We start from the raw sequence: 16,775 nt of genomic DNA, 5'->3' as shown, positions 1-16,775 counted from the left end.
GCAGGTAAAAAAGAAAAGGCCGGCGAGTGCGGAACTGTTTTCCGTTACTCTACCGGCCTGGATATCACTTTTTGTTAGGGCGAATCACAGGTGCTGCTTTATCGAGTACACCGTTGACGAACTTATGGCTGTCTTCTGCGCCGAACGATTTCGCCAGCTCGATCGCTTCGTTAATAGCCACTTTGTACGGCACATCGCTACGTTTAGACAGCTCGTACAGCGCAATGCGCAGTACCGCTTTTTCTACCTGGCCCAGCTCTTCCAGCAGGCGAGACAGATATGGCTTCATCAGTCCGTCGAGGTATGCGGTGTTAGTCGCCACCCCGGCCAGCAGCTCACGGAAGTACAGGATGTCAACGTCTTTTACATCCTGTTCAGCCAGGAACTGGTATTCAACATCAGCGATGTCGTTCTGGGACAACTGCCAGGAGTAGAGCGCCTGGACGGCACACTCACGAGCGCGGCGACGAGCAGCAGGTTTCACGGATTTCCCCTTACTAATTTCAGGCCTTGATGGCTTTCAATACATTAATCATTTCAAGCGCGGTCAGTGCAGCTTCTGCACCTTTGTTACCAGCTTTGGTGCCAGCACGTTCGATCGCTTGTTCAATGCTTTCGGTGGTCAACACACCAAAAGCAACCGGAATTTCGCTGTCCTGGGCAACATGCGCCAGGCCGTTGCTTGCACCGCCAGCGACATATTCAAAGTGGGCAGTGCCACCACGAATAACGGTTCCCAACGCAATCACCGCGTCGTATTTACCGGTTTTTGCCAGTGCGCCTGCCGCCAGCGGCAGCTCATAGGCACCAGGCACCCAAACAACGGTAATGTTTTCATCTTTTACCTGACCGATACGTTTCAGTGCGTCAATCGCACCTTCCAGCAGGCTGTCATTGATAAAGTTGTTGAAACGCGCAATGGTGATGGCGACGCGAGCGTCCGGGGTAGCAACGTTAGCTTCAATAATGTTCATTTTTTTCCTTCGGGTTCGAGTATGGCCCCGCAGGGGGGCGGATTTTAGCATAATATTTCGTGCGCTGCTTCCCTTTCGAGCCGGGAGATCATGCGCCCACTAAATGCAGGCAAACATCCGGGCCTACATGACGTATCTCTTTGAATTTAAATTGGGGCGCGTCGGCTAATTTCTCAAGCCCCGGCAGCGTACATAATCCGCGGGCGTCGCTGCCTAATAGTTTAGGTGCGATATAGACAATCAGTTCATCGACTAAACCCGCCTGTAGCAGTGCTCCAGCGAGCGTTGGCCCCGCTTCCACCCAGATGCTGTTAATTTGCTGTTTACCCAGTTGCATCATCAGCACAACCAGATCCAGATGACCTTTATGTTCTGGAATCAGCAAGGTGCGCACCGTTTCCGGCCATTCACGAGAATCATCCTGAGTGCGCGCGAACCAGGTTTCACCCGGCTGCTGCACAATGCGATGTTCCGGCGTTACGCGATTTTGGCTATCAATCACAATGCGTACCGGCTGGCGTAGATTTTGTTGCGGATAAAGCGCCTGAGTTTGTTCATCCAGTTCAGACCAACGCACCGTTAAAGCCGGATCGTCCGCCAGCACCGTGGCGCTGCTGGTTAAAATAGCATGACTTTGCGCACGCAAACGCTGAACATCGCGACGCGCCTGGGGAGAAGTGATCCACTGGCTTTCGCCGTTGGCCATCGCCGTGCGGCCATCAAGCGACGCGCCAAGTTTCAGTTGGATATAAGGAAAGCCAGTGCGCATCCGCTTAAGAAAGCCTTTATTCAACGGCTCGGCTTCGCTCATCATCAGGCCGTGGCTGACGTCAATCCCTGCTTGTTGCAGACGATAAAGTCCACGCCCTGCGACCTGCGGGTTAGGATCCTGCATTGCGGCAACCACACGCGCCACGCCAGCAGCAATTAGCGCATCACAGCACGGTGGTGTACGACCATGATGGCTACAAGGTTCGAGTGTCACATACGCAGTTGCACCTTTGGCTTTTTCACCCGCCATGCGCAACGCGTGTACCTCGGCATGTGGTTCACCCGCACGGTGATGATAACCTTCACCGACAATTTCGCCATCTTTGACAATGACGCATCCGACATTCGGATTGGGATGCGTGGTGAAACGTCCTCGTTGCGCCAGCTTTAGCGCCCGCGCCATGTAATACTCATCCTGCACGGTTTAGTCCTCCAGGCGCGCGATCTCTTCGCCAAATTCTTTGATATCTTCGAAACTGCGATAGACAGAGGCAAAACGGATATAGGCGACTTTATCGAGTTTTTTCAATTGCTCCATCACCAGATTGCCAATCATCTTGCTCGGCACCTCGCGCTCACCGGTGGCGCGGAGCTGTGACTTTATATGGTTAATCGCCATTTCGACATCATCGGAACTTACCGGACGTTTTTCCAGCGCCCGCAGCATTCCGCTACGCAATTTTTCTTCATTAAACGGTTCGCGCACGTCGTTGCTTTTAACAACGCGTGGCATAACCAGTTCCGCCACTTCAAACGTGGTGAAACGTTCATTACACACCAGACACTGCCGACGGCGGCGTACGGATGAACCCTCGCCCACGAGACGAGAGTCAATAACCTTAGTGTCCACGGCGAAACAGAATGGGCAATGCATACGGCATCCTGACCAGGTGGTTAACAGAAATCTATTTTACCCTGAACTGACGATACAACAAAGGCGCAACGCTTTTGAGACAAAGGATCGATGTTTTCGCTGCTTTTTCCCTCTACCATTAGGCTAATTGCGACGAGAAAGGAACAACCATGAACACTCACGTTTTTCGACTGATCTTGCTGGGAAGCCTGTTCAGCTTAAGCGCCTGTGTACAGCAAAGCGAAGTACGACAGATGAAACAAAGCGTCAGCACGCTGAATCAAGAGATGACACAACTCAATAAAGAGACCGTCAAAATCACTCAGCAAAACAGGCTGAATGCACAATCCAGCAGTGGGGTTTACCTTCTGCCGGGAGCAAAGACACCAGCGCGTCTGGAAAGCCAGATCGGCACCTTACGTATGTCGCTGGTGAATATTACGCCAAATGCAGATGGCACTACGCTGACGCTGCGTATTCAGGGCGAATCCAATGATCCCTTACCCGCGTTCAGCGGAACCGTTGAATATGGGAAAATTCAGGGAACAATCGACAACTTTCAGGAGATCAATGTGCAGAATCAATTGATTAACGCCCCTGCCAGTGTCCTCGCGCCCAGTGATGTTGATATTCCGTTACAGTTAAATGGCATTTCAGTAGATCAGTTAGGCTTTATACGCATCCACGACATTCAACCTGTTATGCAGTAAACGTTTCGCGGGGCATTTTGTGTGTCCCGCAACATCTTTCCCCATCATTTTGTTATTCCGCTTACATCACCCGGATTGATAGTAAAAGTTTGCAACAAAGGTGAAAGTCAGTACAATCCCCGCCCGAATGTGTGTAAACGTGAACGCAATCGATTACGTAAATGATAGAACTGTGAAACGAAACATATTTTTGTGAGCAATGATTTTTATAATAGGCTCCTCTGTATACGAAATATTTAGAAACGCAATTTGCGCCTTTTTCACTCCCGTAAGGGATTTTCAAACAGTGGCATACATATGAAAAAAACATTACTGGCAGCCGGTGCGGTACTGGCGCTCTCTTCGTCTTTTACTGTCAACGCAGCTGAAAACGACAAACCGCAGTACCTTTCCGACTGGTGGCACCAGAGCGTTAACGTTGTCGGAAGCTATCACACCCGTTTCGGACCGCAGATCCGCAACGATACCTACCTGGAGTACGAAGCATTCGCTAAAAAAGACTGGTTCGACTTCTATGGTTACGCGGATGCGCCGGTATTCTTCGGCGGTAACTCCGATGCAAAAGGTATCTGGAACCACGGTTCTCCGCTGTTTATGGAAATCGAACCGCGTTTCTCCATCGACAAACTGACTAATACCGATCTCAGCTTCGGTCCGTTCAAAGAGTGGTACTTCGCGAACAACTACATCTACGACATGGGCCGTAACAAAGATGGTCGCCAGAGCACCTGGTATATGGGTCTGGGTACGGACATCGATACTGGCCTGCCGATGAGCCTGTCCCTGAACGTGTATGCGAAATACCAGTGGCAGAACTACGGCGCAGCGAACGAAAACGAGTGGGACGGCTACCGTTTTAAAGTGAAATACTTTGTACCGATTACCGATCTGTGGGGCGGCCAGTTGAGCTACATCGGTTTCACCAACTTCGACTGGGGTTCCGATCTGGGTGATGACAGCGGTAACGCAATCAACGGTATTAAAACGCGTAGCAATAACTCTATCGCTTCCAGCCATATTCTGGCGCTGAACTATGATCACTGGCACTACTCTGTCGTCGCGCGTTACTGGCATGACGGTGGTCAGTGGAACGACGATGCTGAACTGAACTTCGGTAACGGCAACTTCAACGTTCGCTCTACCGGTTGGGGTGGTTACCTGGTAGTAGGTTACAACTTCTGATTATGAAAATGCCGGATCTTGTATCCGGCATTTTTTATCACTTCTTCTTGTTCATCATCGCTTTTAAATCAGCGAACGGGTTGTATTTCGCTTCGCCAACATCTTTCTGCGCATCTTCCCCTGCGATAACGGTCGTACCATACTGATCTGCCTCGGTATATTTCGAATGTTCATGATCGTGGCAATAAAGACACAGTAATTCCCAGTTACTACCATCTTCCGGGTTGTTGGTATGGTCGTGATCAATATGGTGCACAGTTAGCTCACGCAGGTTGGAATAGACAAACTCGCGGGAACAACGTCCACACACCCACGGATAGAGTTTCAGCGCCTTTTCACGATAACCGCTTTCTAACCGCGCATAGTTTTTGGGGATGACAGCCATAATAAATTACCTGGAAGAAATGTAGGGTTACGCGCAGTTTCCCAAGATGTAGGGATTTTCGCAATCCTGAGTAAATAAATTCTCACATTACCAGTGACGGCGAGGTTCCATCTGCTGATGAAGAATACGCACAATGAGAATGTCATCTACTCTTATAACGTAATAAACAGTATGAAACCTAAATGCGATATTCTTTACCTCTGGAACCGCATCATAGTCTTGCCCTATCCCGGGCATTTTCTAGTTATTCGCCAACGCTTACTAAGGTAATTTTGCGCATAAGCGATCTCCACGTATTAACTATTAATACAAAGTATATGTCAGAACTATCTCTACAACCAAAGCTGTATTCAGTTCAATATGCAATAACCAAAAAAAACCGCAGCGCAAAAACGCCACGGTTTTTTTTAACTGAACGGCTTTAAAACACCCTTACGGCAGAATTGACGGTTGATCCGCCCCTTCTTTTTCCACTTTCTGCTGCAGCATGTGCTCACGCTTCATGCCCAGTTTCAGAGCCAGTGCCGATGCTACGTAGATAGAAGATGCCGTACCGATGGAAACACCAATTAGCATGGTCAGCGAGAAGCCTTCCAGCACCGGGCCACCGAAGAGATACAGCATCAGGATAACCATCAAAGTAGTACCGGATGTGATCAAAGTACGGTGCAGCGTCTGGGTCAAGGACACGTTAAAGATTTCGTAAGGCGTACCGCGACGGATTTTGCGGAAGTTTTCACGAATACGGTCCGATACCACGATACTGTCGTTAAGTGAGTAACCGATGACCGACATCAACGATGCCACAATGGTCAGGTCAATCTCGATATGGAATAACGACAAAATACCCAGCGTAATGATAACGTCGTGTGCCAGCGCGATAACCACCCCTGCCGCCAGTCGCCACTCAAAGCGGAAACCCACGTAGACAAGGATAGACAGCAGCGCCGCCATCAACGCCATCGCACCGGTTTGCGCAAGGTCTGCCCCCACGCTCGGGCCGACGAACTCAATACGCTTCACCGCCGCGTTCTGGTTGGTAGATTCGTTAATAACTTTCAGAACCTGACTACCCAGCACCTGACCGCCTATTTCGCCTTCAGCAGGCGGCATACGGACCATGATGTCGTGGCTGCTACCGAAGTTTTGCAGCATCGGCTCTTCAAAGCCCGCTTTCTGCAATGCATCACGCATTACGTCAATTTCAGCCGGTTTTTCGAGCGTAATTTCGATAACCGTACCACCGGTAAAATCCAGCCCCCAGTTAAAGCCACGCACGCCCATAATGACGATAGCAGCAATTAACAGCAGACCAGAGATGCCGAAGGCCCAGTAGTCCCAGCGCATAAAGTCATAGACTTTACGACCGTGGTTTAGTTGTTCAACAGTATATTCCTGTGCCACATCGCACTCCTCAGATTGACAGCTTCTTGACGCGCTTGCCGCCATATAGCAGGTTTACGATGGCACGCGTACCGACAATCGCGGTAAACATCGACGTCGCCACACCGATACCGGTAGTAATCGCGAACCCTTTAATTGCCCCAGTACCAACCGCATACAGGATGATGACTTTAATCAGCGTGGTGATGTTCGCATCGAAGATAGAACTGAACGCGCCACGATAACCTTCGTCAATCGCCTGCTGAACGGTACGTCCGTTGCTCAACTCTTCTTTAATACGTTCGTTGATCAGTACGTTCGCATCGACCGCCACCGCAAGGGTTAAGACGATACCCGCAATACCCGGCATACTCAGCGTTGCACCTGGCAACAGCGACATAATGCCGACGATCAAGATCAGGTTGGCAATCAGTGCACTGGTCGCAATCAGACCAAACTTCTTATAGAAGAGGATCATGAACAGAATAGAAACCAGCAGACCGGCGAGACACGCTTCCAGCCCCTGCTCAATGTTCTGCATACCCAGAGTCGGGCCAATGGTACGTTCTTCAACAATCTGAATCGGCGCAATCAACGCACCGGCACGCAGCAGCAGCGACAACTGACGCGCTTCGTTCGGGTTGTTGATACCGGTGATACGGAAGCTGTTACCCAGACGAGACTGGATATTCGCGATGTTAATCACCTCTTCCTGTTTCACCAGAACCGCACGACCGTTAGCATCTTTCTTACCGCTGTCTTTGTACTCCACGAACAGGGTTGCCATCGGTTTACCAATGTTGTCCTTGGTAAAGTTAGACATGATGTTGCCACCAGCGCTGTCGAGCGAGATGTTAACCTGCGGCTGGTTGTATTCGTCCTGGCTGGAAGTGGAGTCGGTGATATGGTCACCGGTCAGGATCACGCGTTTGTACAGCACAACCGGCTGACCTTCGCGGGTCTGTTTCACTTCAGAGTCACCCGGTACGCGGCCAGATGCGGCAGCAGCCTGGTCAACGTTGGTGTTTACCAGACGGAATTCCAGCGTTGCAGTCGCCCCCAGAATCTCTTTCGCACGCGCAGTGTCCTGAATACCAGGCAATTCAACAACGATACGATCTGCACCCTGGCGTTGTACCACAGGCTCAGCGACACCAAGCTGGTTTACACGGTTACGCAGGATGTTGATATTCTGCTGCACCGCATATTCACGCGCTTCACTGAGACGCGCATCGCTCATCACCGCACGCAGTTGGTTGCTACCCTGGCTGCTAATGACCAGATCGGGATGGCGTTTGCTCAGATACGCAATGGCTTCATCACGCGCATTAGAGTCACGGAAGGTGATGCTCAGACCGTAATTATTTTCTTTACGAACAGTGGTATACGGGATGCCTTTTTCGCGCAAGTCGCTGCGCAGGCTGTCGATATTTTGTTCCTGGAGTTTGCCCAGCGCAGTGTCCATATCCACTTCCATCAGGAAGTGAACGCCACCACGCAGGTCAAGACCGAGCTTCATCGGCTCAGCGTGAATAGCTGCCAGCCAGCGCGGCGTTGCCGGGGCAAGGTTAAGCGCCACGACGTATTTGTCACCCATAACGCCCATTAATGCTTCACGAGCGCGCAGTTGGGTGTCAGTGGAGTCGAAGCGCGCAAGAATAGCGCCCTCTTCCAGTGCCACAGACTTAGCAGTTATTTTTTCTTCTTGTAACGTTTTCTGGACCTGGATCAGCGTTTGCTCACTGGCGGCGACTCCGCGCGCGCCAGTGATCTGAACAGCCGGATCCTCACCAAACAGGTTGGGAAGCGCGTAGAGCAGACCGATGACAATCACCACGATCAGCATGACGTACTTCCACAAAGGATAACGGTTTAACACGGCAATTCCCTTAGGGAAAAATTTTAATTACAGCGCCTTCATGGTGCCTTTCGGCAGAACGGCGGCTACGAAGTCACGTTTAATAACTACTTCAGTGGTGTCATTCAGTGCGATAGCAATGTAGCCGTTTTCCGCTACTTTGGTTACGCGACCTACCAGGCCACCGTTCGTCAGCACTTCATCACCTTTGGCGATGGAGTCCATCAGCTTTTTGTGTTCTTTGGTGCGCTTCTGCTGTGGGCGCAGGATCATGAAATAGAAAATCAGACCGAATACCACCAGCATCAAAATCAAAGACATCGGGCTACCTTGTGCCGGAGCACCCGTTGCCGCTACCGCATCAGAAATAAAAAAGCTCATTAAATTTCCCTCATTATTAATATTAATCAACGTTCAAAGGTGGTACTTCTCGCCCCTGACGCTGGTAAAAATCAGCTACGAAGCTCTCTAATTTACCCTCTTCAATAGCCTTGCGTAAACCCGCCATCAAACGCTGGTAGTAACGAAGGTTATGAATGGTGTTGAGTCGCGCGCCTAATATTTCGTTGCAACGGTCGAGATGATGCAAGTAGGCACGTGAATAATTGCGACAGGTGTAGCAATCACACTCAGGATCGAGCGGCCCGGTGTCGCTCTTATACTTCGCGTTGCGAATTTTCACCACGCCATCGGTCACGAACAGATGACCGTTACGCGCATTACGTGTTGGCATTACGCAGTCAAACATATCGATACCGCGGCGCACGCCTTCAACCAGGTCTTCCGGTTTACCAACGCCCATCAGGTAACGCGGTTTGTCTGCCGGAATTTGCGGGCACACATGCTCCAGAATACGGTGCATATCTGCTTTCGGCTCACCCACAGCCAGACCGCCGACAGCGTAGCCATCAAAACCGATATCTACCAGACCTTTAACAGAGATATCACGTAAATCTTCGTAAACGCTGCCCTGAATGATGCCAAACAGCGCATTTTTGTTTCCGAGACTGTCAAAACGCTCACGGCTACGCTTCGCCCAACGCAGAGACATCTCCATGGAACGTTTTGCGTAATCCCAGTCAGCGGGATACGGCGTACACTCGTCAAAAATCATGACAATATCTGAACCAAGATCGTACTGAATCTCCATCGATTTTTCAGGATCGAGGAAAATCGGGTCGCCGTTGATAGGGTTACGGAAGTGCACGCCCTGTTCGGTGATTTTACGGATATCGCCAAGGCTGAAGACCTGGAAACCACCGGAATCGGTGAGGATTGGGCCTTTCCACTGCATAAAATCGTGCAGATCGCCATGCAGTTTCATGATTTCCTGGCCCGGGCGCAGCCACAGGTGGAAAGTATTGCCGAGGATAATTTGTGCGCCAGTGGCTTCAACTTCTTCCGGCGTCATTCCTTTTACGGTGCCGTAAGTGCCCACGGGCATAAAACAAGGCGTTTCCACTACGCCGCGATCAAAGACCAGGCGGCCACGGCGTGCGCGACCGTCGGTGGTGTCCAGTTCAAATTTCATTTTTTCTCCACTACGTCAGAAAAACAGTCCAACGTTTAAACCAGCGCCGCGGAATTACTCCCCGACGCGCTCATTAATTGCCTGCGGATTGTACGTGATAAACATCGCATCACCGTAACTAAAAAAGCGATATTTCTCTTCAACCGCCGCTTTATAGGCGTTCATGGTGTGTTGATAACCGGCAAATGCCGAAACCAGCATAATCAGCGTCGACTCCGGCAAATGGAAGTTAGTCACCAGCGCATCGACCACTTTGTACTGAAAGCCCGGATAGATAAAGATTTGGGTATCGTCAAAGAACGGTTCGATGAGAGCGTTTTTCGCCGCCTGGGCCGCGCTTTCCAGCGAGCGCACAGAGGTGGTGCCAACCGCAATTACCCGATTTCCGCGCGCTTTCGCTGCCAGCACCGCGTCTACCACATCCTGCGGCACTTCGGCGTACTCCGAGTGCATGATGTGATCTTCAATCGTGTCGACGCGTACCGGCTGGAAGGTGCCCGCGCCAACGTGCAGAGTCACGAACGCCATCTCAACGCCTTTAGCGCGTAATTTTTCCAACAGCGGTTCGTCGAAATGCAGTCCGGCGGTCGGGGCCGCAACTGCGCCCGGTTTTTCGCTATATACCGTCTGATAAAGTTCACGGTCTGCATCTTCATCCGGACGGTCGATGTACGGCGGCAGCGGCATATGACCGATGCTGTTGAGAATATTCAGCACCGAACGTTGATCATTAAATTCGACTTCAAACAGCGCGCCGTGGCGGGCAGTCATCGTTGCTTTAATGCTTTCGTCATCACCCAGCAGCAGTTCAGCGCCCGGCTTTGGTGCTTTTGAGGCACGAATATGCGCGAGAATACGTTTGTCATCGAGCATCCGCTCAACCAGCACTTCAATCTTGCCGCCGCTGGCTTTACGACCAAACAGGCGCGCCGGGATCACCCGGGTATTATTAAAAACCAGAAGATCGCCAGGGTTGAGCTTATCGAGTAAATCGGTGAAAGTACCGTGCGTCAGCGCGCCCGTCGGCCCGTCCAGCGACAGTAAACGACAGCTACTGCGTTCAGGCATGGGATAGTGGGCAATCAGGGATTCGGGCAATTCAAAAGAGAAATCGGTAACGCGCATGACACTGACTCAGACTAAAATAAGAGGCGGGTAGTCTAGTGCCGGGGCGTCCTCCCTGCAACCTTTACCCTCCTTGATGGATGACATAATCTATACACAAAATCATTCAAGATGCATCGAGATGGCAACTGAATGAGTCCCCAGGAGCTTACATTAAGTAAGTGACTGGGGTGAGTGACAAATCTGTCCGTAACAGATTTGAACACCGTGTAACGGTGGCCCGTAAGGGCGAGGCTCATGGATGAGCCGAGTAACTGGCAGCCAACGAAGAGGCAGTTTGAAGGATGAAGTGTATATGAATTTTTTAGCTCACCTGCATTTAGCCCATCTCGCTGAAAGCTCGCTTTCTGGCAACTTACTGGCTGATTTTGTTCGTGGAAACCCTGAAGAAAGTTTTCCACCCGACGTCGTGGCTGGCATTCATATGCATCGGCGTATCGACGTTTTGACCGACAATCTGCCGGAAGTCCGCGAAGCACGTGAGTGGTTTCGTCGTGAAACCCGCCGGGTTGCGCCTATCACGCTGGATGTCATGTGGGATCACTTTCTTTCCCGCCACTGGTCGCAGCTATCGCCCGATTTTCCGTTAGAGGAATTTGTCTGTTATGCCCGCGAGCAAGTAATCACTATTCTGCCGGATTCACCACCACGCTTTATCAATTTGAACAATTACTTATGGTCAGAGCAGTGGCTGGTGCGTTATCGCGATATGGATTTCATCCAGAGTGTGTTAAACGGCATGGCAAGCCGTCGCCCACGCCTGGATGCCCTGCGTGACTCCTGGTACGATTTAGACACCCATTACGACGCGCTCGAAAGCCGCTTCTGGCAGTTTTATCCGCGGATGATGGCGCAGGCTTCACGCAAAGCGTTGTAAGGCGTTAATTCATCCACACTGTGGCCGATATCGCTGGCAATGTCAGAATCCCGTCCGCCAGTTGCCCGTGCCCTTCTTTGCGTTGCCACGCTGTAACATTGAGCAACGGTGACGCGGGCAGCACCACTTCACACGCTTCGCCACGGTTAATCGCCACCAGCACACGCTGCTGATTTAGCAAGCGCACAAACACCACCACATTATCTTCCGCGTACAGCACCTGACAGCCACCGCGACGCAGTGCCAGGCTCTTCTTACGCAGCGCAATCATTCGCTGGTACAACGAGAATAGCTCCGCATCTTGTTTTTCCACCTGCCACGGAAATGGCTTACGGCAAAACGGATCATTGTTACCATCCAACCCCACTTCATCACCGTAATAAATACAAGGCACGCCTGGCCAGGTAAACAACCAGACAACGGCCAACGGCAGACGCGCGACGTCTCGTCCGAGCAGCGTTTTAAATCGCGCAGTATCGTGGCTGTCGAGCTGATTAAACATACGCAATTGCTGTTGATGAGAAAGCCCGGCGCGATAATTATCCATCCAGGTCATACAGGTTTGGGCGTCAATCTGCTGGGGATCGTAAGAGATATCGGTGTTGGCCAGAAATCCCCACAACGGGAATGTAAAGCCACGGTAGTTCATGGCGGCATCTTCCACATCTGCCTGCAACCACTGCCGCGCATCACCAAAATATTCACCCACAATGTACGCTTCCGGCTGGGTTTCTTTCGCAGCCCTGGTGATCCCGGCGACATGCAGCAAATTATTGCGCGCACCACCCGCTTCTCCCAGCATATGCATCACATCCAACCGCCAGCCGTCCATATTCCACGGCGCTTTCAGCCAGTGACGGACAATGCTGTCTTCACCGCGATAAATTTCATTCACCAGACTTTCCGACTGATAGTCCAGTTTCGGCAAACTGGCATAGCCCAGCCAGTCGAGCGCCGTGCCATCATCACTAAATGAATACCAGTCACGCCAGGGCGATTCGGGGTTGTGACAAGCGCCGCCCGTTCCACGATTGTGCCGGTCAAACCAGGCATGAGAGTCACCACTGTGGTTAAACACACCGTCCAGTACCAGCCGCATTCCCTGTTGCTGCGTATTGTGCCTCAAACGCAGCAACGCCCCGTCGCCGCCAAACTGCGGATCGACGTGGCGATAATCTTCGGTATCGTACTTATGCACGCTGGGAGCTTTGAATACCGGATTGAGATACAGCGCTGTCACGCCGAGTTTTTTCAGGTACGGCAGTTTTTCGCTTATCCCGTCCAGATCACCGCCATAGAACGTTGATCCGCCCGCTTGTGCCGTGACGGGTTCGTCCCAGCCACGCAGTATGATCTCCCGTCCGGCTGCGTGATGATAATAGACATGATCCTGCGTTGCTTCACGTGACTGACTTCGGGCAAAACGATCCGGGAAGATCTGATAAAAGATTTGATCCGCTGCCCATTGTGGCCCGATATCCGGCACATCGACGGCAAACTGCTCCAACCGTGCTGGCGGTATTTGGCTAAAACCTTGCGGCGTAAACCATCGCTGGCGATCGTGCCACAGCAATTTGAAACTGTAGCGCCGCCGTGGCTGCCCGGTGGAGAGATAGAGCGCAGCCCGCCATGCTGTTACGCCAGGATGCGGCTGACTGCGCTGTTTATGCATCGACACTGATGTTTCTTCGTTATCGTTTTCCATGCGCAGCATAATGCGCTGTGGCGGCTCTTCGCCTGTCAACCACAGTGTAATAAGCAGTTGATCTTTACTTTGCTTAACAAACGGGGACACCGGCAGGTGCCATGCATTCAACATCATAAATCCCCTGTGATTAAAATATGATCACCTTGCCACAGCCTGATTCAGGATCAATCATCATCTGAAGGATATTTGGGGGGAGGAGGACGGGGGCGGATAACTTTCGGAATAGCCGGATCAGGATGTGTCCTGATCCGGCTGACAAAAGCGGGAATTAGTGGTTTTCAGCCAACTGGCGGTCGTGGCGGCGTTTAAACATCCAGCCAATCAACAGCACAACAATCCACGCGAAACCAACGTACAGAGAGATGCGCGTTTCAGGGTGATAACCAATCAGTCCGATGATAAAGATCAGGAAAATCAGCCCCGCGATAGTCGTTGCCACCCCACCTGGGACTTTAAATTTCAGCGCCTTAACTTCTTCTGGCGGTAGACGGCGACGGAAGGCTATCTGCGACAGTAGGATCATAATCCACACCCACACGGTAGCGAAGGTCGCCAGCGAAGCGATCACCAGGAAGACGTTTTCCGGCATGATGTAGTTCAGATACACCGCAAACAGCAGCGCGGTGGTCATTACCAGCACTGTGACCCACGGAATACCACGACGCGACGTTTTGCTGAAGATTTTCGGCGCACTACCCTGCTCTGCCATGCCGTGCAGCATACGGCCTACGCCAAACACGTCGCTGTTAATTGCCGACAGCGAGGCAGTCAGCACAACGAAGTTAAGAATGCTGGCGGCAAAAGTAATGCCCATATGCTGGAACGTCAGCACAAACGGGCTACCGGCAGTGCCGACCTGATTCCACGGATAGATAGACATAATGACGAACAGCGTACCGACATAGAACACCAGAATACGCATCGGCACTGAGTTGATCGCACGCGGAATAGATTTCTCAGGATCTTTTGCTTCACCGGCGGTGATCCCGATAATTTCGATCCCACCGTAGGCAAACATCACCATTTGCAACGACATCACCATGCCTAGCCAGCCGTTACTGAAGAAGCCGCCGTTGCTCCACAGGTTATGGATACCTGTCGGTTGCCCGCCGTTGCCAATCCCCCAGATGATGATGCCGAAACCAGCAACGATCATGATGATAATGGTGGCGACTTTAAAGAACGAGAACCAGAACTCCAGCTCGCCAAACACTTTCACGCTCATCAGGTTGATGGCGCAGATAATCAGCACTACGCTCAGCACCCAAATCCAGTGCGGCACCGTCGGAAACCAGACGCCCATATAGATACCGAAAGCGGTCACATCAGCGATGGCGACAATAAGGATTTCAAAGCAGTAGGTCCAGCCGGTAATGTAACCTGCCAGTGGGCCAAGGTTTTCCTGCGCATAACGCGAGAAAGAGCTGGCAGCAGGGTTATGTACCGACATTTCCCCCAGCGCACGCATAATGATATACGCCGCGGCACCACCGATAATATAGGCCAACAACACGCTCGGACCGGCCATTTTGATGGCGTCTGCCGAACCGTAAAACAACCCGGTGCCAATTGCTGAACCCAGTGCCATAAAGCGTATGTGTCGGGTACTTAGCCCACGCTTTAGCTTGTTCTTACTTTCCATCAATTCCTAACCCATCAACACAATAAAAAACCACGGGGCATCGCAGCCCCGTGGTTAAAACAAATTTTCAGTGATTTAGTGAGCGCTGGAGGCCACCTGACGACCTGCCGCGCGATCCCAGATAATGGCCAGAACCACCATCACCACTGTTGGCATTAACCACGCCAGACCTTGTTCGGCCAGCGGTAAACGCTGCGCCCAGGACGGTAAGATATCGCTGAATGCAGATGCTTTGATCCCGTCGAGAATACCAAAAAGCAGACTGATAAACATCGGCGGAGCAATCACACGGGACGAATTATGCCACCATGAGCGTGTAAAACTTAATACAACCAGTGCGATACATGGCGGATAAATGGCAGTCAGCACCGGCACAGAGATCTGAATCAACTGGCTCAAACCGAGGTTAGACACCACCATCGAGAAGCCGCCGAGGATAAATACCAGGGTACGATAAGAGAGCGGTACATACTGGGCGAAGAACTCCGCACAGGCACAGGTCAGGCCAACCGCCGTGACCAGGCAGGCGATGAAGATTAACGCTGCCAGCAGGAAGCTCCCGCCGCCGCCAAAGGTGTGCTGAACGTAAGCATGCAGAATAGCCGCACCGTTTGCGGATTGGTCAACCAACGACGCGCTGTCTGAACCCAGACGGAACAACGCCAGATAAAGCAGAGTTAAACCAACGCCCGCCATCAGGCCAGCCCAGACGGTGTAACGGGTTAGCAGACGCGCTTCAGTAACGCCGCGAGAACGCGCCGCGTTAACAATAACGATACCAAACACCATCGCACCCAGCGTATCCATCGTCAGATAGCCATTAACAAAGCCGTTAGAAAACGCAGCGTTTTGATAAGCCTCAGTCGCGGTGCTAATAGAACCCGCAGGCCAGACAATTGCAGCAACAGACAGAATGACCAGCGCGATAATTTTCAGCGGCGCAAGGAAGTTACCGACGGTATCCAGCAGTTTGCCCGGATAGAGCGAAACCAGAATGACGATAGCGAAATAGACCAGGCTGTAGATAAACAGCGGCAGTGCAGAATCCCCCGTCAGCGGCGCAATACCGACTTCAAAGGAGACGGTTGCCGTACGTGGCGTAGCGAACAGCGGCCCCACTGCCAGATAGCAGACGGTTGCCAGTAACACGCCAGCAACTTTACCGATGGGGGTGCTCAGGCTATCAACGCCGCCGCCAACTTTCGCCAGCGCCACTACCGTTAATACCGGCAGACCAACGGCGGTAATGAGAAAGCCAAACGCAGCAGTCCAGACGTGTTCGCCCGCCTGTAAGCCGACCATAGGAGGGAAAATAATGTTACCTGCGCCGACGAACAACGCAAATGTCATAAAGCCCAGAGCGATAATATCGCGCGATCTTAATTGATGGGTCATAAATCATACTGCCTGTGGATGTGGTGTTGTAACGTTAAATTTTTGTGCCAATCCCTGGGGATGATACAGCGGTATTTTTAAACAATTTCAGCGGGAAATACTCCCAACCTGACGCGGCGAAGAATAGTTTTTCGATTTACCGCTTGAATGCAGTCAGTATGACAGCACCTGAAGCGCAATTTAAACGCTTATAACGTTTTAAAGCAAGATGGGATCTAAAAACCAGAGGGATATAACGATAAGAAATCACTAACCAGTATAAAACGCTATTTCAGCGAAAAAGTCATGGCTAATCATGCGAACAAAAAATCACCAACCCTTGTAAGGTTTAGCGCTTATTTTTTGGCTGCAAAGAAAAAAAGCCAGCGTCGGCTGGCTTAT

The 16,775-nt window shown here is 51.5% G+C and carries 16 protein-coding genes and 1 pseudogene; 3 read left to right on the top strand and 14 right to left on the bottom strand.

The features are described from left to right. Nucleotides 1-64: 64 nt before the first annotated feature. The 4 genes from nusB to nrdR all read right to left on the bottom strand — a co-directional run bounded on the left by nusB (nt 65) and on the right by nrdR (nt 2,619). Nucleotides 65-484, bottom strand: a complete 420-nt coding sequence (nusB, locus tag A1SC_RS01210) for a transcription antitermination factor NusB (RefSeq protein ID WP_000801121.1) — start codon at nt 482-484, stop codon at nt 65-67. A gap of 19 nt (nt 485-503) precedes the next feature. Beyond that, complete coding sequence (gene ribE / locus A1SC_RS01215) at nt 504-974, bottom strand: 6,7-dimethyl-8-ribityllumazine synthase (RefSeq protein ID WP_001021161.1); 471 nt, start codon at nt 972-974, stop codon at nt 504-506. 88 nt (nt 975-1,062) lie between these two features. Beyond that, a complete protein-coding gene (gene ribD / locus A1SC_RS01220) occupies nt 1,063-2,166 on the bottom strand; it encodes a bifunctional diaminohydroxyphosphoribosylaminopyrimidine deaminase/5-amino-6-(5-phosphoribosylamino)uracil reductase RibD (RefSeq protein ID WP_001150410.1) in 1,104 nt (367 codons plus the stop codon). Between the two features lie 3 nt (nt 2,167-2,169). Then, a complete protein-coding gene (nrdR, locus tag A1SC_RS01225) occupies nt 2,170-2,619 on the bottom strand; it encodes a transcriptional regulator NrdR (protein ID WP_000543535.1) in 450 nt (149 codons plus the stop codon). 149 nt (nt 2,620-2,768) lie between these two features. On the opposite strand from nrdR, the gene A1SC_RS01230 reads away from it, so the two are divergent. After that, a complete protein-coding gene (locus A1SC_RS01230) occupies nt 2,769-3,308 on the top strand; it encodes a SadB/YajI family lipoprotein (RefSeq protein ID WP_016262994.1) in 540 nt (179 codons plus the stop codon). Nucleotides 3,309-3,605: 297 nt separating this feature from the next. Then, nucleotides 3,606-4,490 (top strand): nucleoside-specific channel-forming protein Tsx, encoded by an 885-nt coding sequence (gene tsx, locus A1SC_RS01235; RefSeq protein ID WP_001515883.1) that lies wholly within the window; start codon nt 3,606-3,608, stop codon nt 4,488-4,490. Nucleotides 4,491-4,527: 37 nt separating this feature from the next. Here tsx and yajD read toward each other — a convergent pair whose 3' ends face one another. The 7 genes and pseudogenes from yajD to queA all read right to left on the bottom strand — a co-directional run bounded on the left by yajD (nt 4,528) and on the right by queA (nt 10,772). Further along, entirely contained in the window at nt 4,528-4,875 is a 348-nt protein-coding gene (yajD, locus tag A1SC_RS01240; RefSeq protein WP_001515882.1) for an HNH nuclease YajD, read from the bottom strand. Between the two features lie 87 nt (nt 4,876-4,962). Then, nucleotides 4,963-5,115: pseudogene (locus A1SC_RS0122605) on the bottom strand (type II toxin-antitoxin system RelE/ParE family toxin); the annotation flags it as partial. 192 nt (nt 5,116-5,307) lie between these two features. Next, on the bottom strand, nt 5,308-6,279 hold the full coding sequence (secF, locus tag A1SC_RS01245; RefSeq protein WP_000046634.1) for a protein translocase subunit SecF: 972 nt from the start codon (nt 6,277-6,279) through the stop codon (nt 5,308-5,310). Between the two features lie 10 nt (nt 6,280-6,289). Next, on the bottom strand, nt 6,290-8,137 hold the full coding sequence (gene secD, locus A1SC_RS01250) for a protein translocase subunit SecD (RefSeq protein WP_032141503.1): 1,848 nt from the start codon (nt 8,135-8,137) through the stop codon (nt 6,290-6,292). Between the two features lie 27 nt (nt 8,138-8,164). Further along, nucleotides 8,165-8,497 carry a preprotein translocase subunit YajC gene (gene yajC, locus A1SC_RS01255; protein ID WP_000007629.1) on the bottom strand — a complete coding sequence of 111 codons (333 nt, stop codon included), beginning with the start codon at nt 8,495-8,497 and terminating at the stop codon, nt 8,165-8,167. Nucleotides 8,498-8,519: 22 nt separating this feature from the next. Then, entirely contained in the window at nt 8,520-9,647 is a 1,128-nt protein-coding gene (gene tgt, locus A1SC_RS01260; RefSeq protein WP_000667317.1) for a tRNA guanosine(34) transglycosylase Tgt, read from the bottom strand. Between the two features lie 54 nt (nt 9,648-9,701). After that, entirely contained in the window at nt 9,702-10,772 is a 1,071-nt protein-coding gene (gene queA / locus A1SC_RS01265; protein ID WP_016262993.1) for a tRNA preQ1(34) S-adenosylmethionine ribosyltransferase-isomerase QueA, read from the bottom strand. Nucleotides 10,773-11,067: 295 nt separating this feature from the next. On the opposite strand from queA, the gene acpH reads away from it, so the two are divergent. Then, on the top strand, nt 11,068-11,649 hold the full coding sequence (gene acpH / locus A1SC_RS01270) for an ACP phosphodiesterase (protein ID WP_001009874.1): 582 nt from the start codon (nt 11,068-11,070) through the stop codon (nt 11,647-11,649). Nucleotides 11,650-11,653: 4 nt separating this feature from the next. On the opposite strand, the gene malZ is transcribed toward acpH, so the two are convergent. The 3 genes from malZ to brnQ all read right to left on the bottom strand — a co-directional run bounded on the left by malZ (nt 11,654) and on the right by brnQ (nt 16,394). Beyond that, entirely contained in the window at nt 11,654-13,471 is a 1,818-nt protein-coding gene (malZ, locus tag A1SC_RS01275; protein WP_016262991.1) for a maltodextrin glucosidase, read from the bottom strand. Between the two features lie 154 nt (nt 13,472-13,625). Then, nucleotides 13,626-14,999, bottom strand: a complete 1,374-nt coding sequence (proY, locus tag A1SC_RS01280; RefSeq protein WP_001515878.1) for a proline-specific permease ProY — start codon at nt 14,997-14,999, stop codon at nt 13,626-13,628. 75 nt (nt 15,000-15,074) lie between these two features. Beyond that, the gene (gene brnQ / locus A1SC_RS01285) at nt 15,075-16,394 is read right to left on the bottom strand and encodes a branched-chain amino acid transporter carrier protein BrnQ (RefSeq protein WP_001515877.1); all 1,320 of its coding nucleotides are present in this window, start codon (nt 16,392-16,394) and stop codon (nt 15,075-15,077) included. Nucleotides 16,395-16,775 lie beyond the last annotated feature (381 nt).

This window comes from Escherichia sp. KTE52 (assembly GCF_000408325.1).
GTDB lineage: Bacteria > Pseudomonadota > Gammaproteobacteria > Enterobacterales > Enterobacteriaceae > Escherichia > Escherichia marmotae.
This window is presented reverse-complemented; position numbering and strand designations above follow the sequence as displayed.